Source organism: Pseudomonas saponiphila, assembly GCF_900105185.1.
GTDB lineage: Bacteria > Pseudomonadota > Gammaproteobacteria > Pseudomonadales > Pseudomonadaceae > Aquipseudomonas > Aquipseudomonas saponiphila.
On record NZ_FNTJ01000001.1, the window covers coordinates 4,269,983 to 4,295,185 of the forward strand.

Consider the following 25,203-nt stretch of genomic DNA (forward strand, 5'->3'; position numbering starts at 1 on the left):
CGGATAAGGCGGCGCATTTTAACAGAGCGCTTGGCTGTCGGTAAGCTGCGATTCACTGTGCTTTTGAAATCAGCCAGATAGCCTCAGCCACGTTCCGGCTGGAAACGCACCACAAACCCCTTGAGGTTGTGCTGACGACCCAGCAGGTCACGCAGACGATCAGCCTCGGCACGCTCGATCAGCGGTCCGACAAATACCCGGTTCTTGCCTTCGGCAGAACGGATATAGGCGTTATAGCCTTGACTGCGCAGGGTCTTCTGCAGGTTTTCGGCGCTTTCACGGCTCGACAGGCTGGCCAACTGCACCGACCAGCTGACAGACAGGCCATTGGCGTCGATCCGACTCTGACTGGTGTCAGGCTTGGCGGCGGCAATCGGCTGGGCCGGGGCTGGGGCTGGGGCCGGAACAGGCGCAGGCTTTGGCACCGGTTTACTGGCCACCACAGGCGCCGGAGCAACCGCCGGCGCACTCGGGGCAATCGGCATGGAAGGCGCAACCTGCTGCACCACCGGCTCCTCGACAGGCACCGGCTCCTGAGGCAACGCCTTGGGCTCGGGAACCACCACAGGCTCAACCTGGACCTGCGGCATGGCCGAGGCCTGCGGCACAGGAGGTGCTTCAACCGCTACGTGGCGCTGCTCATCCTCGCGCGAGAACAACATCGGCAGGAAGATCACCGCCAACGCCACCAGAACCAGTGCTCCAACCATTCGCTGCTTGTAGACGTTATCCAGCATTGCCATGTGCAGCTTCCTCCGTGGAGCGCCGGGCGAGCCACTCAAGCGCCTCGGCGACACAATAAAAAGATCCGAACAGCAGAATTTCATCATCCGTGGTCGCTTGCGCGCATTGCGCTTCCAATGCCGCCGCAACACTGGCGTAAGACGCTACCGAAGCGCCAAGACCCTCCAGTGCGTCCTGCAGATCCCGCACCGGACGCGCCCTGGGCGAATCCAGCGGCGCCACCGCCCAGCTCTGGACCGAAGACTGCAGACACCCCACCACTCCTGGCAGATCCTTGTCCGCCAGCAGGCCAAATACCGCCAGGCGCCGACCGTTCAGCGGTCGACGTGCCAGGCGCTCGGCCAGGTACTGCGCGGCATGGGGGTTGTGCCCCACATCCAGGAGCAGGCTCAGGCGCTTGCCCTGCCATTCGACCTGCCTACGATCCAGGCGTCCGGTAACCCGGGTCCGCTGCAACGCCGCGCCAATTTGCTCAGGCTGCCAGGGCAACCCGGTGAGCAGATAAGCCTGCAAGGCCAGCGCCGCGTTCTCCATGGGCAGATCAAGCAACGGCAGATCCCGCAGCTCGACCTGATGGCCCTGGGCATCCAGGCCGCGCCACTGCCAATGCTTCTCGGTAAGTGCCAGATCGAAATCCCGCCCCCGGAGGAAAAACGGACAGCCCAGCTCCCGCGCCTTGTCCAGCAGCGGCTGCGGCGGATTCAGGTCGCCACACAACGCGGGCGCGCCGGCACGGAAGATCCCGGCCTTCTCAAAGGCCACCGACTCCCGGGAATCCCCCAGGTACTCGATATGATCGACCCCAATGCTGGTCACCAGCGCCAGGTCGGCATCCACCAGATTGACCGCATCCAGGCGCCCGCCCAGACCGACCTCCAGTACCACCGCATCCAGCGCCGCCCGCTGGAACAGCCAGAACGCCGCCAGCGTGCCCATTTCGAAATAGGTCAGGGAAGTATCACCGCGCCCCGCCTCTACCGCCGCAAAGGCTTCACACAGCTGCTGATCGGAAGCCTCAAGGCCATTGACCTGCACCCGCTCGTTGTAACGCAGCAGGTGCGGTGAGCTGTAGACCCCCACTCGCAAGCCCTGGGCTCGCAGCAGGGAGGCGACAAAGGCGCAGGTAGAGCCCTTGCCGTTGGTTCCGGTAACCGTGATCACCCGAGGCGCCGGCTTGCCCAGCCCCATCCGGGCCACCACCTGTTGCGAGCGCTCCAGCCCCATGTCGATGGCCGAAGGGTGCAACTGCTCAAGGTAGGCGAGCCAATCGCCCAGGGTACGTTGGGTCATAGGTTTGCTGGAGCCGGCGGAACCACAATAGGTTCAACGGGTGCCGCGACAAATTCAGGCGTCGGCAGGCCCATCAGTTGGGCCAGCAGGTTGCCCAGGCGCGGACGCAACTCCTGACGGGAAATGATCATGTCGATCGCCCCATGCTCCAGGAGGAACTCACTGCGCTGGAAGCCCTCAGGCAGTTTTTCCCGCACGGTCTGCTCGATGACCCGCGGACCGGCAAAGCCCACCAGAGCCTTGGGCTCGGCGACAATTACGTCACCCAGCATGGCCAGGCTGGCGGATACCCCGCCGTAGACCGGGTCGGTCAGCACGGAGACGAAGGGAATACCTTCTTCACGCAGGCGTGCCAGTACCGCGGAAGTCTTGGCCATCTGCATCAGGGAAATCAGCGCTTCCTGCATCCGTGCACCACCAGAGGCGGAGAAGCAGATCATCGGGCAACGGTTTTCCAGGGCGTAGTTGGCCGCACGAACAAAACGCTCGCCGACGATCGCCCCCATGGAGCCGCCCATGAAGGAGAACTCAAAGGCCGAGACCACCACCGGCATGCCCAGCAGGGTGCCGCTCATGGAAATCAGCGCGTCCTTCTCGCCAGTCTGCTTCTGTGCCGCGGTCAGGCGGTCCTTGTACTTCTTGCCGTCACGAAACTTCAGGCGATCCACTGGCTCCAGATCGGCGCCCAGCTCGGCACGCCCCTCGGCATCCAGGAAGATGTCGATGCGCGCCCGCGCGCCGATACGCATGTGGTGATTGCACTTGGGGCAAACATCCAGGGTCTTTTCCAGCTCCGGGCGATAAAGCACCGCCTCGCAGGATGGGCACTTGTGCCACAGACCTTCAGGCACCGAGCTTTTCTTCACCTCGGAACGCATGATCGAAGGGATCAGTTTGTCTACTAACCAGTTGCTCATGCTTTCTTTCTCCAGTACCGGCGGCCCGAACGCTCTGGTTCGCAACCCCGCGTATGCCCTTGAGCTAAATTCATGTGTGCGGCGATGTTCACTTCGCTACCGCGGTCAGCACCGGGCTCGACCTGCCTGCAACGAAACGTTCCTCAGCCATCCCGACAACCCGCAATAGAGCGGTTGCCACTCGATTCCGGCCTCGCCTGAAGGCGACGCCTGCCTGTTTTGTACAGTGGTGTTATGGACGGCGGCAGACTGCCAGCCGTCACATCGACTCACTGCTGCGACGCACGGCCTGCATAAATGCCCGGATCTTGGCCGGATCCTTGATGCCCTTGCTCTGCTCGACTCCGCCACTGACATCCACTGCATAAGGACGAACCTGGGCAATGGCCTGGGCAACGTTCTGCGCACTGAGGCCGCCGGCCAGGATGATCGGCTTGCTCACTTGCCGAGGAACCAGTGACCAGTCAAAAGCCTCGCCAGTTCCCCCCGGCACGCCCTCGACATAGGTATCCAGCAGAATTCCGCTGGCCTGCGGATACGCCAGGCAAGCCGCAGCAATATCGTCTCCGGCCTTGACCCGCAGCGCCTTGATATAGGGACGGTGATAGCCGGCGCAATCGGCCGCCGACTCATCGCCGTGAAACTGCAGCAGATCCAGCGGTACGGCATCGAGGATCTCCCCTAGCTCGCAACGACTGGCATTAACGAACAGCCCGACCGTGGTCACGAACGGCGGCAAGGCGGCGATGATCGCCCGCGCCTGCTGCACCGACACCGCCCGCGGACTCTTGGCATAGAACACCAGGCCAATGGCGTCAGCCCCCGCCTTCACGGCCGCCAACGCGTCTTCTATGCGGGTAATCCCGCAAATCTTGCTGCGAACAGCTGACATGTCGTGTGAACCTCGGGGGGCAAATTCGGAAAGTTCCGGATGGTAGCAAATGCTTTTCCGGGCGTCAGCCGTCAAGTTCAGGCCAACCGGTAAGGAAATGTGGCCCGATGTAGCGCTCCGGCAGCGCAAACTCGTCCTTGTACTCGACCTGAACCAGGTACAGGCCAAAAGGATGGGCAGTGACCCCTCCCGCGCGACGAACCCGACTCTCCAACACTTCCCGCGCCCACTCCACCGGACGCTCGCCGGCGCCAATGGTCATCAAGACCCCGGCAATGTTGCGCACCATGTGGTGCAGGAAGGCACTGGCACGAATATCCAGGACGATCATCTTGCCGTGCCGGGTAACCCGCAGGTGATGAATCTCCTTGATCGGCGACTTGGCCTGGCACTGCCCCGCCCGAAAGGCGCTGAAATCATGGGTACCCAACAGAAACTGCGCGGCCTGGGCCATGCGCTCGGTATCCAGGGGGCGGTGATTCCAGGTGACCTCTTCGTTGAGATGAGCCGGACGGATCTGATCGTTGTAGATCACATAGCGATAGCGCCGGGCTATGGCCTTGAACCGCGCATGGAAATGCGCGGGCATTTCCTGAGCCCAACTGACACTGATGTCGTGGGGCAGGTTGATATTGGCCCCCATCACCCATGCTTTCATCGAACGCACGGCCTGGGTGTCGAAATGCACCACCTGACCGCAGGCATGCACACCAGCATCAGTGCGCCCCGCACAGGACACCAGCACGGGAGAGTCCGCGACTCTGGACAAGGCTTTCTCCAGAGTTTCCTGGACGCTGGGCACACCAGTAGCCTGACGCTGCCAACCGCGATAGCGCGACCCCTTGTATTCAACACCCAGAGCAATGCGGGAAAAGCCTTCGGCGGCCATTTCGGCAGCCGGGTTATCTATATTTGCCAAGAACTTACAGCCTGCTGATATGCGCAAAGGCACTCATTATAAGGCCGCAGGGAGCAGACGCCATGCACCGCCATGGTTTAGTTGAAGATTGAGCGCATCGACCGCCATTTCATTGCCATGCCTCGCTCGGGACCGGGCAAAGAGAGCAATGCCCCGCCCGATCCAGGCACTCCACCCCATCCCCCCGGAAAAACGGCACCAACAAAAACGGCAGCCTCATCGGCTGCCGTTCTGGTCAAGCGGGATCCGGCTTCAGGCCAGTCGCGCCAGCATTTCCTGGGCTTCACTCTTCTGCCCTTCACTGCCTTCGCTGAGCACTTCGCCAAGGATGTCCCGCGCGCCGTCGTTGTCACCCATATCGATATAGGCCTGAGCCAGATCGAGCTTGGTGGCCACTTCATCGCTGCCGGAAAGGAAGTCGAAGTCGGCCTCTTCAGGCACCGCCGCTGCATCTTCAGCCGTGAAACTCGGCACCGCCGGCTCAGGCTGATCCAGACTCTGTGCCAGACGATCCAGCTCGGCGTTGACATCATCCAGCTCGGAAGCGAACGCATCCTTGGCCTCGGTGGCCCCATCCATCTCATCGGCCAGGGACAGATCGAAATCCGCCGACAAGTCCAGATCATCCAGCGCCGCTTCCGTAACGGTAGGCACATCGCCAGCCGGCACATCCTTGAGATCATCCTCAAGGCTCAGCAGGAAATCCTCATCGTCCTGGGTCGCTGCGGGCAGATCGGCCCCCAGGTCCAAATCGAAGTCACCAAGATCATCCAGGCTTTCCTGCGCGGCGGTCTGCTGCTCCAGGACCGAACCGAAACTCAGGTCATCATCCAGCGGGAAGTCTTCCAGCTCGATCGCAGGCTCGGACACCACGACCGCAGGCGAGGCTGCTTCCAGATCGTCCAGGCTCAGGTCGAAGTCCGCATCCAGCCCCTCGACAGGAGCAGCAGGCTCAGGGGACTGCGGCTCGTCCAACAGCTCCTTGACGTACTGGGCATCCAGCTCCGCCGCCACCGCGGCGGCCGCCAGACCAGCAGTTGCAGCCACTGCGACCATCGCCGGGAAACGGCTTTTGAGCTGTTCGACCTGGGCATGGTTATCGCCATTGGCCACCAGTTGCCGCTCCTCGGCGACAAAGGCGCTGCGATCACCCTGATGCGCGTAGACCTCCATCAGCTTGAGGCGCAGATCACTGCGCTGCGGCTCCAGCTTGACCGCCTCTTCAAGCAGCGCAGCGGCCTGGTTCAGACGACCACCGTCGATATGATTCTGTGCCTGGCCCAGCACGTCCGTGGCTCGCTCCACCGGTGCCGCCGGGATGGGTGCCACCGCCGGAGCTGGAGCTGGAGCTGGAGCTGGAGCTGGAGCTGGAGCTGGAGCTGGAGCCAGCTTGACGCTCGGTGGTGGAACTTCAAGGCCTTCGAAACTGCCTTCCGGCAATTCCAGCTCCTCGGTGAAGTCATTGCTTTCCTCGGACAAGGCCCGCGCCATGCGCAGGTGCTTTTCCGCTTCCTGCTGGGCCTTGCGTCGACGCGCAAGCAACAGCAACAGCAACAGAACCGCCACTACCGCACCGCCGCCTACCAGTCCCAGCAGGATCGGGTTGGTCAGCAGGTCGCCATATTTGTCTTCGTCGGTCTTGGCTACCTCATCCACTGCCGGAGCGGCAGCCGGTTCGCTGACTGGCGCCGCAGGAACCACTGGCGCCACTACCGGGGCCGCAGCCTCAGGCTTGGCCACCAGCTCGGCAGGCATCGCCGGTACAGGCTGAGCAGCCGGCGCCGCGCCGTCGGCCTGCAGTTTGGCCAACTGGTTGTTCTTCAACTCGATCAGACGCTGCAGCTTGTCCAGCTGGCTCTGCAGATCCGCCATACGCTCCTTGAGCTCGGCGTTGTCGCGACGGGTCGCGTCGAGACTTTCCTGAGTCACCGCCAGCTTGTTGTTCAGCGCCTTGCTGTCACCTGCCGCCCCCTTGCCCCGCGCCTTGCCGCTTTCCGCCGAGACCAGGCTCAAGTTGTCCTTGGTATTGACCTGCTTGGGCGCCTTGTCAGCACCGGCACGACGGGTGGCGTCCACCTGCTGCTGACTGCGGGCTCCGGCACGACGCCCCTGGCGCCAGGCCGCGTTTTGTGCAGCCACCTCGGCAATGGCCTTGGGCTGCGCCAATGCCGTGCTCTGTACTACGTCAGGCAGACGCAGGACCCTGCCAGCTTTCAATCGATTGATGTTGCCGTCGATAAAGGCATCCGGGTTCAACGCCTGGATTGCGAGCATGGTTTGCTGGATCGACGCGCCATTGCGATTCTTCGCGGCGATCTCCCACAGCGTGTCGCGGGCTGCGGTGGTGTATTGCGCAGGTTTGCTGACTTTGTTGCCCCGGGTAACCGGGGCATTCACCGCCGGACCTGCGACCGGAGCAGCCTGGGCGGCAGCGGCAGCTTGCGGGGAAAATTTCGAAGGATCCAGCAGCACGCTGTAATCGCGCAGCAGGCGGCCGTTGGGCCACATCACCTGCACCAGGAACTTGACCATCGGCTCGGACAGCGGCTGGCTCGAAGTCACCCGCAGCACACTCTTGCCGCCGGGATTGAGAACGGGGGTAAAACTCAGGTCATTGAGAAAGGCCTGACGATCGACGCCGGCCTTGGCGAACTCTTCTGCCGGGGCCAGGCTGGGTACCACTTCAGCGGCAGTCAGGTCCTTGATATCGAGCAATTCGATTTCGGCTACCAAAGGCTGGTTCAGACTCGACTTCAGGGTCAGCTCCCCAAGCCCAAGCGCCTGCGCCATACCGGAGGACAGCGCCGAGGCGGCCGCTATTGCTAACACCAGTTTGCGAACTTGAACCATAGCCTCATCCTTTGTTTGAACTTTCCTCGGCCAGCGAGAAGGTTTTGTAGCGGCTGCCATAAGGCACTGCGTGGTGGCCACGACCACCACGCGGGATTATTTTCTGCATGCCCCGGGAGCACCTGACGGCCACTCACCTCCAGCAACTTGCCAAGCATAGCGCCCAGCTAGATTCATTCTGCAAATTGTTGCCAAGTATCTTTTACAGCAGGTCTTTTATCAACAATTCAGCCAGCTGCACAGCGTTCAAGGCCGCACCTTTGCGGACATTGTCCGAGGTCAGCCACAGATTCAGTTCCGCCGCATCATCGATGCCGGAACGAACCCGCCCCACATAGACTACGTCCTGGCCCACGGCGTCACCCACAGCGGTGGGATAATCACCGGCTTCCACCAATTCCAGGCCCGGAGCGGCCTCCAGCGCCGCGTTTACCGCCGCCAGATCGACATCGGCACCCGACTGCAGAGTCACGCTATAGCTATCGCCAAAAAACACCGGCGCTTGAATGCAAGTGACAGAAATCTTTAATAAAGGCTGCCCCAGCACTTCACGCAGTTCCCTGACCAGGCGCTTTTCCAACAGGGTATGACCCTGGGCATCCGGCGTGCCAACCTGGGCCAGCAGATTGAAGGCCACCTGGCGGTCAAAGAAGCGCGGCTCCAGCGGGCGTACATTCAACAGCTCGGCGGTTTGTCGAGCCAGTTCGCTGACTGCCTCACGCCCCTGGCTGGAGATGGCCAGACTGGCGGTCAGGCTCACCCGCTGAATGTCCAGCAAGTCCTGCAAAGGCGCCAGAGCCACCGCCAAAGCGGTCGCCGCGGCACTAGGGCTGCTCAGCTGCACGGGCTTGGGCAGGCCGACCAGCACCTGGGCGTTGGCCTCAGGCACGACATTGGGCGCCTGGGTCGACGGCAAAGCGCCGGCAAGGTCGATCACTGCGCAGTTGGCCGCGGTAGCACGAGGCGCGAAGCTCAGGGTTACCGCTGGACCTGCGGCAAAAAATGCCAGTTGCACCTTGCTGAAATCGAATTCGTCGACCTCACGCACACGCACGTTCTTGCCGCGAAACGGCACCGAATGACCGGCCGACTCGCTGCTGGCCAGCAGGTGCAGGTTGGCAATCGGGAAATCGCGCTCTTCGAGTACCTGCACCAGGGTTTCGCCAACGGTACCGGTGGCACCGATCACGGCAATATCAAAGGATGGAGTCATGGCGCTACCTCAGGTGAAACGGGGGAGCGGCACTTTACCCGGCACAGGGTGACGAGGCAATTCGCGGAGGCCGGCGGCAGGGACGGCCAACTTAGCCGGGCAGCCTGCTCCTGCGAAGGCAAGCATAAAAAAACCCGCGCCCTGGTTCGGGCGCGGGTTCTTTCAGCCCCTCAGTGGATCAACGTTCCAGGAGGATCCGCAGCATGCGCCGCAGCGGTTCGGCCGCGCCCCACAGCAACTGGTCGCCCACGGTGAAGGCACCGAGGAACTGCGAACCCATGTTCAGCTTGCGCAGACGACCAACCGGAATGTTCAGGGTGCCGGTGACCTTGGTCGGGCTCAGCTCCTGCATGCTGATGTCACGCTGGTTCGGCACCAGCTTGACCCAGGGATTGTGCTGGCTGATCAGCCCTTCGATATCGGCGATCGGCACGTCTTTGTTGAGCTTGATGGTCAGCGCCTGGCTGTGGCAGCGCATGGCGCCGATACGCACGCAGATGCCGTCCACCGGAATCGGGCTCTTGAAGCGGCCGAGGATCTTGTTGGTTTCGGCCTGGGCCTTCCACTCTTCGCGGCTTTGGCCGTTGGGCAGTTCCTTGTCGATCCACGGAATCAGGCTGCCGGCCAGCGGCACGCCAAAGTTCTCGGTCGGATAGGCATCGCTGCGCATGGCCTCGGCCACCTTGCGATCGATATCGAGGATGGCGCTGGCCGGATTGGCCAGGTCATCGGCAACCGCCGCATGGGTCGCGCCCATCTGCTTGATCAGCTCACGCATGTTCTGCGCGCCGGCACCGGAGGCCGCCTGGTAGGTCATGGCGCTCATCCACTCCACCAGGCCGGCTTCGAACAAGCCGCCCAGGCCCATCAGCATCAGGCTGACGGTGCAGTTGCCGCCGATGTAGTTCTTGGTCCCGGCATCCAGTTGCTGGTCGATGACCTTGCGGTTCACCGGGTCGAGGATGATCACCGCGTCATCCTGCATGCGCAGGCTGGATGCGGCGTCGATCCAGTAGCCCTGCCAGCCCGCTTCGCGCAGCTTGGGGAAGACCTCACTGGTGTAGTCGCCACCCTGGCAGGTCAGAATCACGTCGAGGCTTTTCAACTCTTCAATGCTGTAGGCGTCCTTCAGCGGAGCAATATCCTTGCCCACCGACGGCCCTTGGCCACCGACATTGGAAGTGGTGAAAAACACCGGTTCAATAAGATCGAAGTCCTGCTCTTCCAGCATCCGCTGCATGAGCACGGAACCGACCATACCGCGCCAACCGATCAGACCTACACGTTTCATCGCAACTACACCTTTACAAAAGTGGGCCACTGTCTACGCAGTGGGCCCGAAAGATTACAGATTCCGCAGCGCGGCGACTACTGCATCGCCCATTTCCTGCGTACCGACTTTGGTGCAACCGGCCGACCAGATGTCTCCGGTGCGCAAACCCTGATCCAGTACCCGGCTCACCGCCTGTTCGATGGCGTCCGCTGCGTCGGTCAAGTTGAAGCTGTAGCGCAGCATCATCGACACCGAGAGGATGGTCGCCAGCGGGTTGGCTATGCCCTGCCCGGCAATGTCCGGCGCCGAACCGTGGCACGGCTCGTACATGCCCTTGTTGTTGGCATCCAGGGACGCCGACGGCAGCATGCCGATGGAACCGGTGAGCATCGAGGCTTCGTCGGAAAGAATGTCGCCGAACATGTTGTCGGTGACGATCACGTCGAACTGCTTCGGCGCACGCACCAGTTGCATGGCGGCGTTGTCGACATACATATGGCTCAGCTCGACATCCGGATAGTCCTGGGCGACTTGCTCGACCACTTCACGCCACAGCTGGCTGGAGGCCAGGACGTTGGCCTTGTCCACCGAGCACAGTTTCTTGCCGCGCACGCGAGCCATGTCGAAACCCACCCGGGCGATGCGGCGGATTTCACTTTCGCTGTAAGGCAGGGTGTCGTAGGACTGGCGCTCGCCGTTTTCCAGCTCGCGGGTGCCACGAGGGGCGCCGAAGTAAATGCCGCCGGTCAGTTCGCGAACGATGAGGATGTCCAGGCCGGAAACGATTTCCGGTTTCAGGCTCGAGGCATCTGCCAGTTGCGGGTAGAGAATCGCCGGACGCAGGTTGCCGAACAGGCCCAGTTGCGCGCGGATCTTCAACAGACCGCGCTCAGGACGAATGTCGCGCTCGATCTTGTCCCATTTCGGCCCGCCCACCGCCCCCAGCAACACCGCATCGGCGGCACGAGCGCGGTCCAGGGTTTCGTCAGCCAGAGGCACGCCGTGCTTGTCGATGGCGGCGCCACCAATCACGTCGTGGCTCAGCTCGAAGCCCAGGCGGTACTTGTCATTGGCCAACTCCAGCACCTTGACCGCCTCGGCCATGATTTCCGGACCAATACCATCACCTGGGAGAATCAGAATCTGCTTGCTCATGCGTTCCTCGTTTGCTCTGTCGGCCGGCCCCTAGGCGCAACCGGAAAAGTTCTATCGCTCGGCCCACAGCACCAGTACATCAGTACTGAACGAACCATCGGCCTCAATCTCAAAATATTCGCGCACTTCGTTGCCCATCGCCTGCTGCAGCTCGCGGATCGCCACCCGCAGCGGCTCGGGGGTGCGCATGCGCTCGACCCAGGACTGATACTCCAGGCGCAGCCGTTGCCGAGTGGTGCTGCGAGTGTGCAGCCCCGCTTCACTGACCTGGCGCAACCATTCACCCGCCGAATAATCGCGCACATGGCTGGTATCGCGCAGCACTTCGACGCTTTGCAGGTAAGTGTCCAGCAGCGGGCTGCCCGGCGACAACACATCGATGAATGCCGCCACACCACCGGGCTTGAGCACCCGGCGCACTTCCCGCAGGGCCAGGCCCAGGTCGCTCCAGTGGTGAGCAGAATAACGACTGAAGACGAAATCGAACTCACCGTCGGCAAATGGCAAGCGTTCGGCGGCCCCTTTCACACTGCGAATGTTGTGCAGATTACGCTCCTGTGCAGCTGCCGACACCACATCCAGCATCTGCTGGGAGAGGTCGTAGGCCACCACCTCCCTGACCAGCGGCGCCACATGGAAGCTGACATGACCGGCACCGCACCCAAGATCCAGGACCCGCGCCTGCTCCTGGCCCGCCACCTCGGCCTGTAGCAGGGCGAATTCGGCGCCTTGAGCGTGTACAGCGCTGCTCAGGTAGGCCGAAGCCTGTTCACCAAATTGCTTCTGTACTACCTGGCTGTGGGCGTTGCTGGTCATGGCACGATCCTTCTGGACAAGGGGGACAGCGTTGGCTGGCAAGCCAGCTCCTGCAAGGCCGGCACCTGCGGGATTCTGCAGGCACCGACTTGCCGACGATCAGGCGTCGCGAAACAACCAGGGCTGGCTGGCCCGGTGCTTGGCTTCAAAGGCGGCGATGGCGTCGCCGTCCTGCAAGGTCAGACCGATGTCGTCAAGACCGTTGAGCAGGCAGTGCTTGCGGAACGCATCGATCTCGAATTTCAGCACCTTGCCATCAGGACGGGTCACGGTTTGCGCCTCAAGGTCGATACGCAACTGGTAACCCGGGGTGGCTTCGACCTGCTGAAACAGTTCATCCACTTCCGCGTCACTGAGGATGATCGGCAACAAGCCGTTCTTGAAGCTGTTGTTGAAGAAGATGTCGGCATAGCTCGGGGCGATGATGCTGCGAAAACCGTACTCTTCCAGCGCCCACGGCGCGTGCTCGCGGCTGGAACCGCAGCCGAAGTTCTCCCGCGCCAGCAACACACTGGCGCCTTGGTAACGCTCGGCGTTGAGGACGAAATCCTTGTTCAGCGGGCGCTTGGAGTTGTCCTGGTAAGGCTGCCCCACATCCAGGTAGCGCCACTCGTCGAACAGGTTGGGGCCGAAACCGGTGCGCTTGATCGACTTGAGGAACTGTTTGGGGATGATCTGATCGGTGTCGACGTTGGCACGATCCAAAGGCGCGACCAAACCATTGTGCTGGGTGAAAGCTTTCATGCTGCGCTCCTTAGATCAATTCACGGACGTCGACGAAACGCCCGCTGACAGCGGCGGCGGCGGCCATGGCCGGGCTCACCAGGTGGGTGCGCCCACCGGCGCCCTGGCGCCCTTCGAAGTTGCGGTTCGAGGTGGAAGCGCAATGCTCGCCGGACTCCAGGCGGTCCGGGTTCATCGCCAGGCACATCGAGCAGCCCGGCTCGCGCCATTCAAAACCGGCTTCGAGGAAGATCTTGTCCAAGCCTTCCGACTCGGCCTGGGCCTTCACCAGGCCCGAACCCGGCACCACGATCGCCTGCTTGATGGTGGAAGCCACTTTGCGGCCCTTGGCGATGACCGCGGCGGCGCGCAAGTCTTCGATCCGCGAGTTGGTGCAGGAGCCGATGAAGACCCGGTCCAACTGGATGTCGGTGATTGCCTGATTGGCGCTCAAACCCATGTATTTCAAGGCACGGACGATGGAGTCGCGCTTGACCAGATCCATTTCCTTGGCCGGGTCCGGCACGCGCTGATCCACGGCCAGGACCATTTCCGGCGAGGTGCCCCAGCTGACCTGCGGCTTGATCTGCGCAGCGTCGAGCTCGACCACGGTGTCGAACCGGGCATCGGCATCCGACACCAGATCCTTCCAGGCCTCGACGGCCAAGTCCCATTCGGCGCCTTTAGGGGCGAACGGACGGCCCTTGACGTAGGCCACGGTCTTGTCGTCCGCCGCCACCAGGCCGACACGGGCACCGGCTTCGATGGACATGTTGCAGATGGTCATGCGGCCTTCGATGGACAGGTCGCGGATCGCGCTGCCGGCAAACTCGATGGCGTGCCCGTTGCCACCGGCGGTGCCGATCTTGCCGATAACCGCCAGAACGATGTCCTTGGCGGTCACGCCGAACGGCAAGGTGCCTTCCACGCGCACCAGCATGTTCTTCATCTTCTTGGCCACCAGGCACTGGGTAGCGAGCACGTGCTCCACCTCGGAGGTGCCGATACCGTGGGCCAAAGCGCCGAAAGCACCGTGAGTCGAGGTATGGGAGTCACCGCAGACCACGGTCATGCCCGGCAGGGTGGCGCCCTGCTCCGGACCGATCACGTGGACGATGCCCTGGCGCACGTCGTTCATCTTGAATTCGACAATGCCGTATTCGTCACAGTTGTCATCGAGGGTCTGCACCTGCAGACGGGAAACCTGGTCGGCAATCGCTTCGATCCCGCCCTTGCGCTCGGGGGTGGTCGGTACGTTGTGGTCCGGGGTGGCGATGTTGGCATCGATGCGCCAAGGCCTGCGCCCGGCCAGACGCAGGCCTTCGAAAGCTTGTGGCGAGGTCACTTCGTGGATGATGTGACGATCGATATAGATCAGCGCCGAACCATCGTCGCGCTGCTTGACCAAATGCGAATCCCAGAGCTTGTCGTAAAGCGTCTTGCCGGCCATCGGACCATTCCTCATCAGCTTGTTTCTATGCCCCGGGCCCCGATCGTGAGCCGATCAATAACCCCTTGGCTTGTGAGGCTGATGCTATGGCGTTAGATTAAATAACTCAAATTCATATTTTTCATGCTTTGGATAACCAACTGGAATGCAACCATGGACCTGGCCAACCTCAACGCCTTCATAGCCATTGCCGAAACCGGCAGCTTCTCCGGCGCCGGAGAACGCCTGCACCTGACCCAGCCCGCCATCAGCAAACGCATCGCCGGCCTGGAGCAGCAGCTCAATGTGCGGCTGTTCGACCGCCTGGGCCGGGAAATCGGCCTGACCGAGGCCGGACGCGCCCTGCTGCCCCGGGCCTACCAGATCATCAACGTGCTGGACGACACCCGCCGCGCCCTGACCAACCTCAACGGCGAAGTCAGCGGCCGCCTGACCCTGGCCACCAGCCATCACATCGGCCTGCATCGCCTACCGCCGCTGCTGCGGGCCTTTACCCGGCGCTATCCGCAAGTGGCGCTGGACATTCAATTCCTCGATTCAGAGGTGGCCTACGAGGAAATTCTCCATGGCCGGGCCGAACTGGCGGTGATCACCCTGGCACCAGAACCCCACAGCCTGATCAGGACAAGCGCCGTGTGGGACGACCCGCTGGACTTCGTCGCCGCCCCGGAGCATCCATTGGTCAGCAATGGCCAGATCAGCCTGGCGGACATTGCCCTGCATCCGGCGGTATTTCCCGGCGGCAACACCTTTACTCACCATATCGTCCAACGTCTGTTCGAGGCTCAGGGCCTGACGCCGAACATCGCCATGAGCACTAACTATCTGGAAACTATAAAGATGATGGTGTCCATCGGCCTGGCCTGGAGCGTACTGCCACGCACCATGCTCGATGATCAGGTGGCGCGCATCCCTTTACCGGGCATACAACTGCGACGCCAGCTAGGCTATATCCTGCACACCGAACGGACGCTGTCGAACGCTGCGCGGGCTTTCATGGCCCTACTGGATGCACAAGTCGATTGGCCAGGGAACCCGGCATAGCTTTTCCGGGTAGTGCCCGTGCCTCGCCGCACCGCCATGAGCACCTCGCGTGAAACGAATGACTCAGCTCAAGGCCTGACCCCCATGCCAAAACCCGCTGACCGTATTCCACCCATGCCGCGTATCCATGCCATCGACCCAAAGGAGTCGGAGCAGAGCTGGGAAAGCGCGCCACAGCTGCTTGCCGCCCTCAATGGCGCTCGGCTGGGGGCCTGGTACTGGGATATTGAAAGCGGGCAGATCAGTTGGTCCCGGGGCACCCAGGCACTGTTTGGCTTCGACCCGCGCCAGCCGCTGCCGGCCAACCTCGAATACCTTGACCTGCTGCCCATCGAAGACCGGGCCCGGACAATACGCGCCTTTCATTCGGTGCTGGCGGGCGCTCCGCTGGAACACGCCATGCACCATCGCATTCGCTGGCCCGATGGCAGCCTGCACTGGCTGGAGATCAACGGCAGCGTACTGCCGGACAAGCACGGCAAACCCCGCATGATCGGGGTGATCCGCGAGATCACCCACCAGCGCCAACGCGAGGAAGCCCTCAGCAACTCGGAAAAGCGCTTCGCCACCCTGTTTCACCTGTGCCCCAATACGGTGCTGCTGACTCGCCTGGAAGATGGCCTGATCAGCGAGGCCAACCAGTATTTCGAAAGCCAGTTCGGCTGGCCCGCCGCACATGTGATCGGCCGTACCACCCTGGAGATCGGCCTGTGGGTCAACCCCGAGCAGCGCGCCCAACTGATCAAGGCCGTGCAGAAGAAAGGCCAGGCTGCCAGCCTCGAAGTGCAGTTCCGCGCCAGCAACGGCCAGATCCACGACGGCATCCTCAGCGCACAGAAGATCGAACTGGAAGGCAAGCCCTACCTGCTCAGCACCTTTCTCGACACCAGCGAGCGCAAAAGAGCCGAACAGGCGCTCAAGGATAGCCAGGAGCGCCTCGACCTGGCCCTGGACTCGGCCCAACTGGGCACCTGGGACTGGCACATTCCCAGCGGCATGCTGTACGGCTCTGCGCGCGCCGCGCAATTGCATGGCCTGGCCCCGGCGCCCTTCCACGAATCCTTCGAGGCCTTTTTCGAGGGCGTACCCACCGAAGAACGCGACAGCATGCGCGATGCCTATCGCAGCCTGCGGGAAGGCCCGGCGGGCAACTACCAACTGACCTACCGAGTGCAGCTGGCAGACGGTAGCTCGCGCTACCTCGAAAGCCGCGCCCGCCTCTATCGCGACGAGTCGGGCAATCCCCTGCGCATGGCCGGGACGCTGCTGGACATTACCGAGCAGGTGGAGCGCGAACAGCGCCTGATCACCTCCGAGGAGAAGTTCGCCAGCCTGTTCCAGGTCAGCCCGGACCCCATCTGCCTGACCCAGCTGGAAACCGGCCAGTTCATCGAGATCAACTCAAGCTTTACCCAGACCTTTGGCTGGACCCAGGACGACGTGATCGACCGCAGCGCCGAGCAGATCGGCTTCTGGGAAGACCCGGCCCCGCGGCTGCGGCGAATCGAGCAGGTGATTCGCGAACAGGCGCTGAATAACGTAGCAGTGATGGTCAACCACAAGGACGGCCATTCGCTGACCTGCATCATTTCCAGCCGCCTGATTACCGTCGACAAACAGCCGTGCATCGTCACCACGTTGCGGGACATCACCCAGCAACAGCGCTCCGAGGCCGCCCTCAAGGCCAGCGAGGAGAAATTCGCCAAGGCCTTCCACTCCAGCCCCGACGCTATCACCATCACCGAGCGCGAAACCGGTCGCTATCTGGAGGTCAACGACGGCTTCTGCCGCCTGACCGGCTACCGCACCGATGAAGTGCTCGGCCACACCATGTACCAGGTCGGCATCTGGGCCGAAGAAGGCCAGCTCGCCACGCTGCTGGCGGAACTCAGACTCAAGGGACGCGTGCATCACCTGGAAATGCTCGGGCGCAACAAGCGCGGGGAAATCCTCACCCTCGAAGTGTCGGTGGAGCCGATCATCCTCAATGAAACCCCATGCCTGCTGCTCACGGCCCGGGATGTCAGCCTGCTGAAGAACGCCCAGGCGCAGATCCGCCACCTGGCCTACCACGACCCTTTGACCAACCTGCCCAACCGCGCCCTGTTGATGGACCGCTTGAGCCAGCAGATCGCCCTGCTCAAGCGCCACAACCTGCGGGGCGCGCTGCTGTTCCTCGACCTGGACCACTTCAAGCACATCAACGATTCCCTGGGCCACCCGGTGGGCGACACCGTGCTGAAGATCATCACCGCCAGGCTGGAAGCCAGCGTACGCATGGAGGACACCGTGGCACGCCTGGGCGGCGACGAATTCGTGGTACTGCTCAGCGGCCTGGAAGGCTCGCGCAATGAGGTCAGCGAGCAGGTACGGCACCTGGCGGGAACCCTGCGCGAACTGCTCTCGGAACCGATGTTCCTCGACGGCCAGCGGCTGCAGGTCACCCCCAGTATCGGCGTGGCGCTGATCCCCGATCACGGATCGACCCCCACCGACCTGCTCAAGCGCGCCGACATCGCCCTTTACCGGGCCAAGGACTCCGGGCGCAACACCACGCAGATGTATCACAACACCATGCAGAAGGCCGCCAGCGAGCGCCTGCGCATGGAAACCGACCTGCGCCTGGCCCTGTCCCGCGGCGAATTCAGCGTGCACTTCCAGCCCCAGGTCGACGCCCGCGACAACCGCATCGTCGGCGCCGAGGCCCTGGTGCGCTGGCAGCATCCAGAACTGGGTGCCCAATCACCGACCGAGTTCATCAAGGTACTGGAGGACAGCGGGCTGATCCTTGAAGTCGGCACCTGGATTCTCGATGAAGCCTGCCTGGCCTTCAGCCAACTGATGGCAGAGGGCCTGGTGGATCCTTATCACTTCAGCCTGTGCGTCAATATCAGTCCGCGCCAGTTCCGCCAGGCCGACTTTGTCGAGAAAATCGAACACAGCCTGACCGAGTACGCCTTGCCCTCGTCGCTGCTCAAGCTGGAAATCACCGAGGGCATCGTGATCCAGAACCTGGACGACACCATCAGCAAGATGCGCCGCCTGAAAAAGCTCGGCGTCAGCTTCGCCATGGATGACTTCGGCACCGGTTATTCGTCCTTGACCTACCTCAAGCGCCTGCCGGTGGACACCCTGAAGATCGACCAGTCCTTCGTCCGCGACGCCACCCATGACCCCAACGATGCGGAAATCATCCGCGCCATCGTCGCCATGGCCCGCAGCCTGAACCTGAAGGTCATCGCCGAAGGCGTGGAAACCCCGCAGCAACTGGAATTCCTCCAGGGGCTGGACTGCCATCTGTACCAGGGCTACCTGCACAGCCAGCCGCTTCCCCTCGGCGAATTCAAGAAACTGCTGAAATGACAGGCACGAAAAAGGGCGCCACCAGGGCGCCCTTCTTTTGCAGCGGTCTTAGTGTTGCAGAGCCGGCTGCTGCGCACCGTTGATCGGGATGCGCTTTGGCTTGGCCTCTTCCGGCACGACCCGCAGCAGGTCGATGTTCAACAGACCGTTGCTCAGGGCCGCGGCCTTGACCTCGATATGGTCGGCCAGACGGAAGGACAGCTTGAATGCACGCTGGGCAATGCCCTGGTGCAGGTAGGTGACACTTTCATTGGCATCGCGCTTGCCACCACTCACGGTCAACACGCCTTTCTCCACTTGCAGTTCCAGGTCTTCTTCCTGGAAACCGGCTGCCGCGATGACGATGCGGTATTGGTCGTCGGCGTGTTTTTCAACGTTGTAGGGTGGATAGCTGCTGCCCGGTTCATTGCGCAACGCCGATTCGAACAGGTCGTTGAAACGGTCGAAGCCAACAGAGGAACGGAACAGTGGAGCCAGGGAAAATGCAGTACTCATGGGTCTATCTCCTGATATTTCAGCGAGTGGTTATCTCCGCGACCCGAATTCGGCGTCGCGTACCCAAGAGATAGGGATCGGCCCCGGCATTTCAAGAGCCCTTTTTTGAATTTTTTACGCCGCCTCGCTGCGCGCCACACCCAACAGGCGCCCCACCTGGTCCAGATCGGTTTCCCGGCGCAGAGCAGTAAACAATTCCACCGCCTCCGGGTAGTTGCGGGTCAGCATGGCCAGCCACTGCTTGAGCCGCCCCGGCGCCGAACGCGGCGTCAATTGCACCACCACCTGGGCCCAGAATTCCTGGAGCAGGGGCTGCAGATCGGCCCAGGACATGGCCACCACCTCTTCGCCCGCCCGGGCAGCGGCGATCTGTCGCGCCAGGTCGGGACGCGACACCAAGCCACGGCCGAGCATGATGTCCTCGACACCACTGATCTCCCGGCAGCGCCGCCAATCCTCGACGCTCCAGATATCGCCGTTGGCGAACACCGGCACCTTGACCACCTCCTGGACCCGGGGAATCCACTCCCAGTGAGCCGGCGGCTTGTAGCCATCGACCTTGGTCCGGGCGTGAACCACGATATGCTCGGCACCGCCCTCGGCCAACGCGGTCGCGCACACCAGCGAGCCGTCCGGACTGTCGAAACCCAGCCGCATTTTTGCCGTCACCGGAATGTGCGCCGGCACCGCGCGCCGCACATGCTCGACGATCTGGTTCAGCAGCTCGGGCTCCTTGAGCAGCACCGCCCCGCCCCGGGACTTGTTGACGGTCTTGGCCGGGCAACCGAAGTTCAAATCGATGACCTCACTGCCCAGCTCACAGGCCAGCGCGGCGTTCTCGGCCAGGCACACCGGATCCGAACCCAGCAACTGCACGCGCAACGGCACTCCGGCAGCGGTATGCGCACCGTGCAGCAACTCGGGCGCGAGCTTGTGGAAATAGGCAGGCGTCAACAGACGGTCGTTGACGCGGATGAACTCGGTGACACACCAGTCGATCCCGCCAACACGGGTCAATACATCCCGCAGGATGTTGTCGACCAACCCTTCCATGGGCGCCAGGGCAATTTGCATGAAACACACTCAACGAAAAAACGGGCGAAAAAACGTCCGCCAGTTTACTGGGTTTCGCCCTTGAACAGGAGTTTTGTAGGGACTTGTGAGCCGCGAACAAGCCCGGGTGGACGCCTTCGCTGACAAGCCGCTTCCGACACAGGCACGAGCAGGTGTCAGGAGCCTTGCAGGGCCGGGCCATAGCCTTCGAGGAACTCGGCCGGCATGCGCTTGGGTTTACCGCTGGACAGCTCGATGCAGACGAAGGTGGTCTGAGCCCGCAACAGGGTGCTGCCATCGCTCGGACGAACCAACTGGAAACGCCGGGCCATCTTCAGACGCTGGTCCCAATCGACGATCCAGGTAGCCAGTTGCAACTCATCCCCTTCGTATGCGGCAGCCAGGTAGTCGATCTCGTGTCGCACCACGGCCATCGCCCGATCCAGCCGGCGATACTCCGCCAGATCCAGCCCCAGGCGCTGGGAGTGCCGCCAGGCACAACGCTCCAGCCAAGAAACATAAACTGCATTGTTGGCGTGCCCCAGACCATCGATATCCTCGGCCGCCACCTGCAGATCGATGACGAATGGCGTTGCCAGATCCCAACTCATGCCCTACTCCCGGCCAGATTTTTGACCGGGGCAGTGTAGCGGATGCTCAAGCAGATTGGCGCGCTTGCAGATGGAGCCCGGTAACCAGGGCAAGCACTGCTTCGACCACCCGCGGATCGGCCAGCACCCGCTGATGGCCACCCTCGCTCAAGCGCAACAGGCGACTGTCGAACCAGGCCTGATGGATCAGCTCCGACTCCTGGACCGGCACGAAGCGATCATCCTCCGCGTGAACGATCAGACCCGGCATGTCCAGCTGATACTGGGCCACATCCAGGCTTGCCGCGCGCATGCCGACGTCTTTCTCCACCTGACGAATAAAGGCCGAGCGCGCCCGGGGCGGCAAGCCCATGTAACGGGCGAAACCGCGCAATACGCCGAGGATGCGGGCGGGTGCAGCAATGCTGACCAGGGTTTCGCTACGCAGCCCCAATTGCACGGCGAGCATGGCGCTGGCGCCGCCCATGGAATGGCCGATCACCGCACGCAACGGCGGCAACTCTGCGGCGGCCTCCAGCATCGCTCTGGCGAATAGCACCACATTGGCCTCATCCCCCGGAGAACGGCCATGGGCCGGCCCCTCCAGCGCCACCGCGGTATAACCGGCCGTCACCAGCGCATCGACCAGACTGGCGAACTGGGTGGGTCGCCCTTCCCAGCCATGCATCAGCATCACCGTTGGCCCCTGCCCCCAACGCAAGGCAGAAAGCCCAAAGCGCAGGGTCAGTCGCTCGGCGCGCGCCAGCAGCGGCAGTTCCCAGTCCCGCGGCGGCAGCTCGCGAGGTGTCATGAACAGCTGGCGCATCCGGTTTGCCACCCATTGAGGAGCCACCCAGCCAAGGGTGCCATTGACGCCACGAATCCAGCTCAATCCGCTCATCTCTCACCACCTCGCAACCGAACTTCAGGTCATTGAATTGCCGACTTGGCGGCACGCAACAAACGATCGGACAACTCCCCCGGGCCCAGGGCCCGCGCCAGGGACAGCCCTCCCACCATCAACGCCATGTCCGCAAGGGCCTTGTCCGTGTCCTCCGGGCAAGTGGCCAACTGCGCCACCATCAACTCCATGTGTTCATTCAAGGCTTTGCGAAAACTCTCGGGCAACCGCCCAAACTCGCCCACGGACGCCGGAATCGGGCAGGCCTGCTCCGTGGAGTCGCGATGCTTGCGCGACAGGTAGAAAGCCGCCGTCAGCGCCCTGCGCTCCTCGCCACTGAGGCTTGAGTCCATCTCGTCGAGCAAGCCGCGGCGGTGGGAGAGCAATTGGGTAAAGGCTTCGAGCATCAACGCATCCTTGCTCTCAAAGTGCGCATAGAAGCCGCCTACAGTCAGCCCGGCCGCGCCCATTACTTCACCCACGCTGGGTTCCGCAGGACCCCGCTGAATCAGCGCGGAACTGGCGGCCTGGAGAATACGTTCGCGGGTTTGAGCTTTTTTGTCGTTCATCGTTGCCTCCGAATATTACGAAAAGAATATTATGCTCATAATAATTTTCCGCAAGTCGCCAGTGTGACCATCGGTCAGAAGTACAGATTCAGGGAGAGAGCGGGAGCTGGCTGGGCACCAGAAAAACAAAAGGGCCATTCAATGATTGAATGACCCTTAAAAATCCCGCAGAGCGGGTAATCGTGGCGTCCCCTAGGGGACTCGAACCCCTGTTACCGCCGTGAAAGGGCGGTGTCCTAGGCCACTAGACGAAGGGGACACAAACCTTCTGACAGCTGACCAGCGCTGAGTACTGGTCGATTCAAGGCCGGTGTGGCCAGACCTTGAACTGTAAATTGGTGGAGCTAGACGGGATCGAACCGTCGACCTCTTGCATGCCATGCAAGCGCTCTCCCAGCTGAGCTATAGCCCCGGATTTTCGCCTCGCGGCGCAGCGATATCTTGCAATATCGCTTGTGTGAAACTGGCGTCCCCTAGGGGACTCGAACCCCTGTTACCGCCGTGAAAGGGCGGTGTCCTAGGCCACTAGACGAAGGGGACACAAACCTTCTGACAGCTGACCAGTGCTGAGTACCGGTCGATTCAAGGCCGGTGTGGCCAGACCTTGAACTGTAAAATTGGTGGAGCTAGACGGGATCGAACCGTCGACCTCTTGCATGCCATGCAAGCGCTCTCCCAGCTGAGCTATAGCCCCGGATTTTCGCCTCGCGGCGCAGCGACATCTTGCAACATCGCTTGTGTGAAACTGGCGTCCCCTAGGGGACTCGAACCCCTGTTACCGCCGTGAAAGGGCGGTGTCCTAGGCCACTAGACGAAGGGGACGCAAACCCTTCTATACAACTGATCGGCGCTGAGTACCGATCAATTCAAGGCCGGTGTGGCCAGGCCTTGAACTGTAAATTGGTGGAGCTAGACGGGATCGAACCGTCGACCTCTTGCATGCCATGCAAGCGCTCTCCCAGCTGAGCTATAGCCCCTCGTCGGTGAGGACGGGGCGAATCTTAAGGGGGGATCTGAAGGCTGTCAATTTTTTTTCCGCTTTTTGAAAAAAAATTTGCCGGGATAACAACCACTTACCGCCCCGCCCCGAAAAACCTGGCTTTTGCGGCCTTGCCGGCCCATATCAACTCCCGCAAAAGGGCCATTACAAGCCGGCAGAAAACGCCAAGGGCGACGATCAAACCGTCTGCGCCTGGACTTCAAGCGTAGCCGAAAAGATCGCCGCCCCTGGCGCAACCGTCCCGCAAAGGCGCCTTAGCCAATGGCGCCCAGCAGTTTTTCCCATTCCTTGTTCTCTTTCTTCGACACGCCACCGAGCAGGTCGATGGCCTGACGCAGACGGAAACGGGTCAGGTCCGGCCCCAGAATCTCCATGGCATCAAGCACCGATACCGAACTGGCCTGGCCAGTGATGGCCGCGAACATCAGCGGCATGGCGTCGCGCAGCTTCAGTTCCAGGGATTCAACCACCGCCTGAATGGTCGCGGTGATGCTGTCTTTCTCCCACTGACGCAGGCTTTCGAGCTTCCACAGGATCAACTGCATCAGCTGCCGCACCTGATCACCAGAAAGCTTCTTGGACTCGAACAACTTGGCATCCGGGGTCACGCCACCAGCGAAGAAGAAGCCGGCCAAAGGCGCGATCTGGCTGAATGTCTCGACCCTGCCCTGCACATGCGGCGCGATCTTCATCAGGTATTCGGGGTTCAGCGCCCAGGTCTGGACCCGGCTGGCGAACTCTTCCACCGGCAGATCCCGCAGCCACTGGCCATTGAGCCAGGACAGCTTCTCGATATCGAAGATCGGCCCCCCCAGGGATACCCGCGACAGATCGAAGTTGTCGACCATTTCCTGCAACGAGAACTTCTCGCGCTCATCCGGCATCGACCAGCCCATGCGCCCCAGGTAGTTGAGCATGGCCTCGGGCATGAAGCCCATGCGCTCGTAGAAGGTCACCGAGGTCGGGTTCTTGCGCTTGGACAGCTTGCTCTTGTCCGGGTTGCGCAGCAGCGGCATGTAGCACAGCTGCGGCTGCTCCCAACCGAAGTATTCGTAGAGCAGGATCAGTTTCGGCGCCGAAGGCAGCCATTCCTCGCCGCGCAGTACGTGGGTGATGCCCATCAAGTGGTCATCGACCACGTTGGCCAGGAAGTAGGTTGGCAGGCCGTCGGTCTTCATCAGCACTTGCATGTCCATGCGATCCCACGGGATCTCGACGTCGCCACGCAACATGTCCGGCACCACGCAGACGCCTTCGGTCGGCACCTTCATGCGGATCACGTGAGGCTCGCCGGCCGCCAGGCGCCGGGCCACTTCTTCCTTGGACAGCAGCAGCGCACGGCCGTCGTAACGCGGGGTTTCGCCACGGGCCATCTGTTCGGCACGCATCTGGTCCAGCTCTTCGGCAGTGCAGAAGCACGGGAAGGCGTGCCCCAGGTCCACCAATTGCTGGGCGTACTTCTGGTAGATGTCACCGCGCTCGCTCTGGCGATACGGGCCGTGAGGACCGCCGACATCCGGCCCTTCGCTCCAATTGATGCCCAACCAGCGCAAGGCGTCGAAGATCTGCTGCTCGGACTCGCGGGTCGAGCGCAACTGATCGGTGTCTTCGATACGCAGAATGAACTCACCGCCATGCTGCTTGGCAAAGCAATAGTTGAACAAAGCGATGTAAGCGGTACCTACGTGGGGGTCCCCGGTAGGCGATGGCGCGATGCGCGTGCGAACGGTGGTCATGGCTGGTCTCGAACAGATAGAAAAACGAGGAATAAAACAGGGGGCGAATGGTAACAGGCGACACCAGCACCGCTCCAGTGAGGAGGGCATTTAAGCCAAGGTTGCGACTACAGGCCGCTACCAGCCCGCTGAATGGCCAATAATCAACAGGCGGCATTTACCACCCAGTGGCTATATGCCAGATTCGCCGGCTGATAGATTTCCTTACAC

At 62.0% G+C, this 25,203-nt stretch carries 20 protein-coding genes and 6 tRNA genes; 2 read left to right on the top strand and 24 right to left on the bottom strand.

Going from position 1 to position 25,203, the window contains the following annotated elements; genetic code table 11:
• Positions 1-83: 83 nt before the first annotated feature.
• From BLV47_RS20090 to leuC, 12 genes are all read right to left on the bottom strand, one after another.
• The gene (locus tag BLV47_RS20090) at positions 84-743 is read right to left on the bottom strand and encodes an SPOR domain-containing protein (RefSeq protein ID WP_092316454.1); all 660 of its coding nucleotides are present in this window, start codon (positions 741-743) and stop codon (positions 84-86) included.
• On the bottom strand, positions 727-2,034 hold the full coding sequence (gene folC / locus BLV47_RS20095; RefSeq protein WP_092316456.1) for a bifunctional tetrahydrofolate synthase/dihydrofolate synthase: 1,308 nt from the start codon (positions 2,032-2,034) through the stop codon (positions 727-729). The genes BLV47_RS20090 and folC overlap by 17 nt, the downstream gene beginning before the upstream one ends.
• Positions 2,031-2,951, bottom strand: a complete 921-nt coding sequence (accD, locus tag BLV47_RS20100; RefSeq protein WP_060838410.1) for an acetyl-CoA carboxylase, carboxyltransferase subunit beta — start codon at positions 2,949-2,951, stop codon at positions 2,031-2,033. Before accD ends, folC begins: the two co-directional genes overlap by 4 nt.
• Before the next feature lie 259 nt (positions 2,952-3,210).
• Positions 3,211-3,843, bottom strand: coding sequence for a phosphoribosylanthranilate isomerase (locus BLV47_RS20105; RefSeq protein ID WP_092316458.1), 633 nt, complete (start codon positions 3,841-3,843; stop codon positions 3,211-3,213).
• A gap of 64 nt (positions 3,844-3,907) precedes the next feature.
• Positions 3,908-4,732, bottom strand: coding sequence for a tRNA pseudouridine(38-40) synthase TruA (gene truA / locus BLV47_RS20110; protein WP_060838408.1), 825 nt, complete (start codon positions 4,730-4,732; stop codon positions 3,908-3,910).
• Between the two features lie 282 nt (positions 4,733-5,014).
• Positions 5,015-7,612: a FimV/HubP family polar landmark protein gene (locus BLV47_RS20115; RefSeq protein WP_092316462.1), complete on the bottom strand. Its 2,598-nt coding sequence runs from the start codon at positions 7,610-7,612 to the stop codon at positions 5,015-5,017.
• Between the two features lie 202 nt (positions 7,613-7,814).
• The gene (locus BLV47_RS20120; protein WP_092316464.1) at positions 7,815-8,825 is read right to left on the bottom strand and encodes an aspartate-semialdehyde dehydrogenase; all 1,011 of its coding nucleotides are present in this window, start codon (positions 8,823-8,825) and stop codon (positions 7,815-7,817) included.
• Between the two features lie 178 nt (positions 8,826-9,003).
• Positions 9,004-10,116 carry an aspartate-semialdehyde dehydrogenase gene (gene asd / locus BLV47_RS20125; protein WP_092316466.1) on the bottom strand — a complete coding sequence of 371 codons (1,113 nt, stop codon included), beginning with the start codon at positions 10,114-10,116 and terminating at the stop codon, positions 9,004-9,006.
• A gap of 54 nt (positions 10,117-10,170) precedes the next feature.
• On the bottom strand, positions 10,171-11,253 hold the full coding sequence (gene leuB / locus BLV47_RS20130) for a 3-isopropylmalate dehydrogenase (protein WP_092316468.1): 1,083 nt from the start codon (positions 11,251-11,253) through the stop codon (positions 10,171-10,173).
• A gap of 51 nt (positions 11,254-11,304) precedes the next feature.
• Positions 11,305-12,069 (bottom strand): class I SAM-dependent methyltransferase, encoded by a 765-nt coding sequence (locus tag BLV47_RS20135; RefSeq protein WP_092316471.1) that lies wholly within the window; start codon positions 12,067-12,069, stop codon positions 11,305-11,307.
• Between the two features lie 99 nt (positions 12,070-12,168).
• A complete protein-coding gene (leuD, locus tag BLV47_RS20140; protein WP_092316473.1) occupies positions 12,169-12,813 on the bottom strand; it encodes a 3-isopropylmalate dehydratase small subunit in 645 nt (214 codons plus the stop codon).
• A gap of 10 nt (positions 12,814-12,823) precedes the next feature.
• Positions 12,824-14,242, bottom strand: coding sequence for a 3-isopropylmalate dehydratase large subunit (gene leuC / locus BLV47_RS20145; RefSeq protein WP_092316475.1), 1,419 nt, complete (start codon positions 14,240-14,242; stop codon positions 12,824-12,826).
• 153 nt (positions 14,243-14,395) lie between these two features.
• Between leuC and BLV47_RS20150 the strand changes: the two genes are divergently transcribed.
• Positions 14,396-15,286, top strand: a complete 891-nt coding sequence (locus BLV47_RS20150; RefSeq protein WP_092316477.1) for a LysR family transcriptional regulator — start codon at positions 14,396-14,398, stop codon at positions 15,284-15,286.
• 84 nt (positions 15,287-15,370) lie between these two features.
• Positions 15,371-18,649, top strand: coding sequence for an EAL domain-containing protein (locus BLV47_RS20155; RefSeq protein ID WP_092316479.1), 3,279 nt, complete (start codon positions 15,371-15,373; stop codon positions 18,647-18,649).
• 48 nt (positions 18,650-18,697) lie between these two features.
• Here BLV47_RS20155 and BLV47_RS20160 read toward each other — a convergent pair whose 3' ends face one another.
• From BLV47_RS20160 to gltX, 12 genes are all read right to left on the bottom strand, one after another.
• Positions 18,698-19,144 carry an Hsp20 family protein gene (locus tag BLV47_RS20160; protein WP_060838399.1) on the bottom strand — a complete coding sequence of 149 codons (447 nt, stop codon included), beginning with the start codon at positions 19,142-19,144 and terminating at the stop codon, positions 18,698-18,700.
• Positions 19,145-19,258: 114 nt separating this feature from the next.
• The gene (locus tag BLV47_RS20165) at positions 19,259-20,218 is read right to left on the bottom strand and encodes a tRNA dihydrouridine synthase (protein ID WP_092316481.1); all 960 of its coding nucleotides are present in this window, start codon (positions 20,216-20,218) and stop codon (positions 19,259-19,261) included.
• 155 nt (positions 20,219-20,373) lie between these two features.
• Positions 20,374-20,808, bottom strand: coding sequence for an acyl-CoA thioesterase (locus BLV47_RS20170; protein WP_092316483.1), 435 nt, complete (start codon positions 20,806-20,808; stop codon positions 20,374-20,376).
• A gap of 46 nt (positions 20,809-20,854) precedes the next feature.
• Positions 20,855-21,688 carry an alpha/beta fold hydrolase gene (locus tag BLV47_RS20175; RefSeq protein ID WP_092316485.1) on the bottom strand — a complete coding sequence of 278 codons (834 nt, stop codon included), beginning with the start codon at positions 21,686-21,688 and terminating at the stop codon, positions 20,855-20,857.
• 29 nt (positions 21,689-21,717) lie between these two features.
• Positions 21,718-22,257, bottom strand: a complete 540-nt coding sequence (locus BLV47_RS20180; RefSeq protein ID WP_092316487.1) for a TetR/AcrR family transcriptional regulator — start codon at positions 22,255-22,257, stop codon at positions 21,718-21,720.
• 183 nt (positions 22,258-22,440) lie between these two features.
• Positions 22,441-22,516, bottom strand: a tRNA-Glu gene (locus BLV47_RS20185).
• 77 nt (positions 22,517-22,593) lie between these two features.
• Positions 22,594-22,669, bottom strand: a tRNA-Ala gene (locus tag BLV47_RS20190).
• Positions 22,670-22,721: 52 nt separating this feature from the next.
• Positions 22,722-22,797, bottom strand: a tRNA-Glu gene (locus BLV47_RS20195).
• Positions 22,798-22,875: 78 nt separating this feature from the next.
• Positions 22,876-22,951, bottom strand: a tRNA-Ala gene (locus BLV47_RS20200).
• A gap of 52 nt (positions 22,952-23,003) precedes the next feature.
• Positions 23,004-23,079 (bottom strand) — tRNA-Glu (locus BLV47_RS20205).
• Positions 23,080-23,158: 79 nt separating this feature from the next.
• Positions 23,159-23,234: transfer RNA gene (locus BLV47_RS20210), tRNA-Ala, on the bottom strand.
• Positions 23,235-23,511: 277 nt separating this feature from the next.
• Positions 23,512-24,993, bottom strand: coding sequence for a glutamate--tRNA ligase (gltX, locus tag BLV47_RS20215; protein ID WP_016965547.1), 1,482 nt, complete (start codon positions 24,991-24,993; stop codon positions 23,512-23,514).
• Positions 24,994-25,203: the final 210 nt, after the last annotated feature.

Bases quoted from the DNA above. Each gene is read 5' to 3' on its own strand.
- folC (WP_092316456.1), bottom strand. From the start codon at position 2,034: ATGACCCAACGTACCCTGGGCGATTGGCTCGCCTACCTTGAGCAGTTG.
- leuC (WP_092316475.1), bottom strand. From the start codon at position 14,242: ATGGCCGGCAAGACGCTTTACGACAAGCTCTGGGATTCGCATTTGGTC.
- BLV47_RS20115 (WP_092316462.1), bottom strand. From the start codon at position 7,612: ATGGTTCAAGTTCGCAAACTGGTGTTAGCAATAGCGGCCGCCTCGGCG.
- asd (WP_092316466.1), bottom strand. From the start codon at position 10,116: ATGAAACGTGTAGGTCTGATCGGTTGGCGCGGTATGGTCGGTTCCGTG.
- BLV47_RS20160 (WP_060838399.1), bottom strand. From the start codon at position 19,144: ATGAGTACTGCATTTTCCCTGGCTCCACTGTTCCGTTCCTCTGTTGGC.
- gltX (WP_016965547.1), bottom strand. From the start codon at position 24,993: ATGACCACCGTTCGCACGCGCATCGCGCCATCGCCTACCGGGGACCCC.
- BLV47_RS20150 (WP_092316477.1), top strand. From the start codon at position 14,396: ATGGACCTGGCCAACCTCAACGCCTTCATAGCCATTGCCGAAACCGGC.
- leuB (WP_092316468.1), bottom strand. From the start codon at position 11,253: ATGAGCAAGCAGATTCTGATTCTCCCAGGTGATGGTATTGGTCCGGAA.
- BLV47_RS20155 (WP_092316479.1), top strand. From the start codon at position 15,371: ATGCCAAAACCCGCTGACCGTATTCCACCCATGCCGCGTATCCATGCC.
- BLV47_RS20120 (WP_092316464.1), bottom strand. From the start codon at position 8,825: ATGACTCCATCCTTTGATATTGCCGTGATCGGTGCCACCGGTACCGTT.
- BLV47_RS20090 (WP_092316454.1), bottom strand. From the start codon at position 743: ATGGCAATGCTGGATAACGTCTACAAGCAGCGAATGGTTGGAGCACTG.
- BLV47_RS20175 (WP_092316485.1), bottom strand. From the start codon at position 21,688: ATGAGCGGATTGAGCTGGATTCGTGGCGTCAATGGCACCCTTGGCTGG.
- BLV47_RS20105 (WP_092316458.1), bottom strand. From the start codon at position 3,843: ATGTCAGCTGTTCGCAGCAAGATTTGCGGGATTACCCGCATAGAAGAC.
- BLV47_RS20165 (WP_092316481.1), bottom strand. From the start codon at position 20,218: ATGCAAATTGCCCTGGCGCCCATGGAAGGGTTGGTCGACAACATCCTG.
- BLV47_RS20170 (WP_092316483.1), bottom strand. From the start codon at position 20,808: ATGAGTTGGGATCTGGCAACGCCATTCGTCATCGATCTGCAGGTGGCG.
- leuD (WP_092316473.1), bottom strand. From the start codon at position 12,813: ATGAAAGCTTTCACCCAGCACAATGGTTTGGTCGCGCCTTTGGATCGT.
- BLV47_RS20180 (WP_092316487.1), bottom strand. From the start codon at position 22,257: ATGAACGACAAAAAAGCTCAAACCCGCGAACGTATTCTCCAGGCCGCC.
- accD (WP_060838410.1), bottom strand. From the start codon at position 2,951: ATGAGCAACTGGTTAGTAGACAAACTGATCCCTTCGATCATGCGTTCC.
- truA (WP_060838408.1), bottom strand. From the start codon at position 4,732: ATGGCCGCCGAAGGCTTTTCCCGCATTGCTCTGGGTGTTGAATACAAG.
- BLV47_RS20135 (WP_092316471.1), bottom strand. From the start codon at position 12,069: ATGACCAGCAACGCCCACAGCCAGGTAGTACAGAAGCAATTTGGTGAA.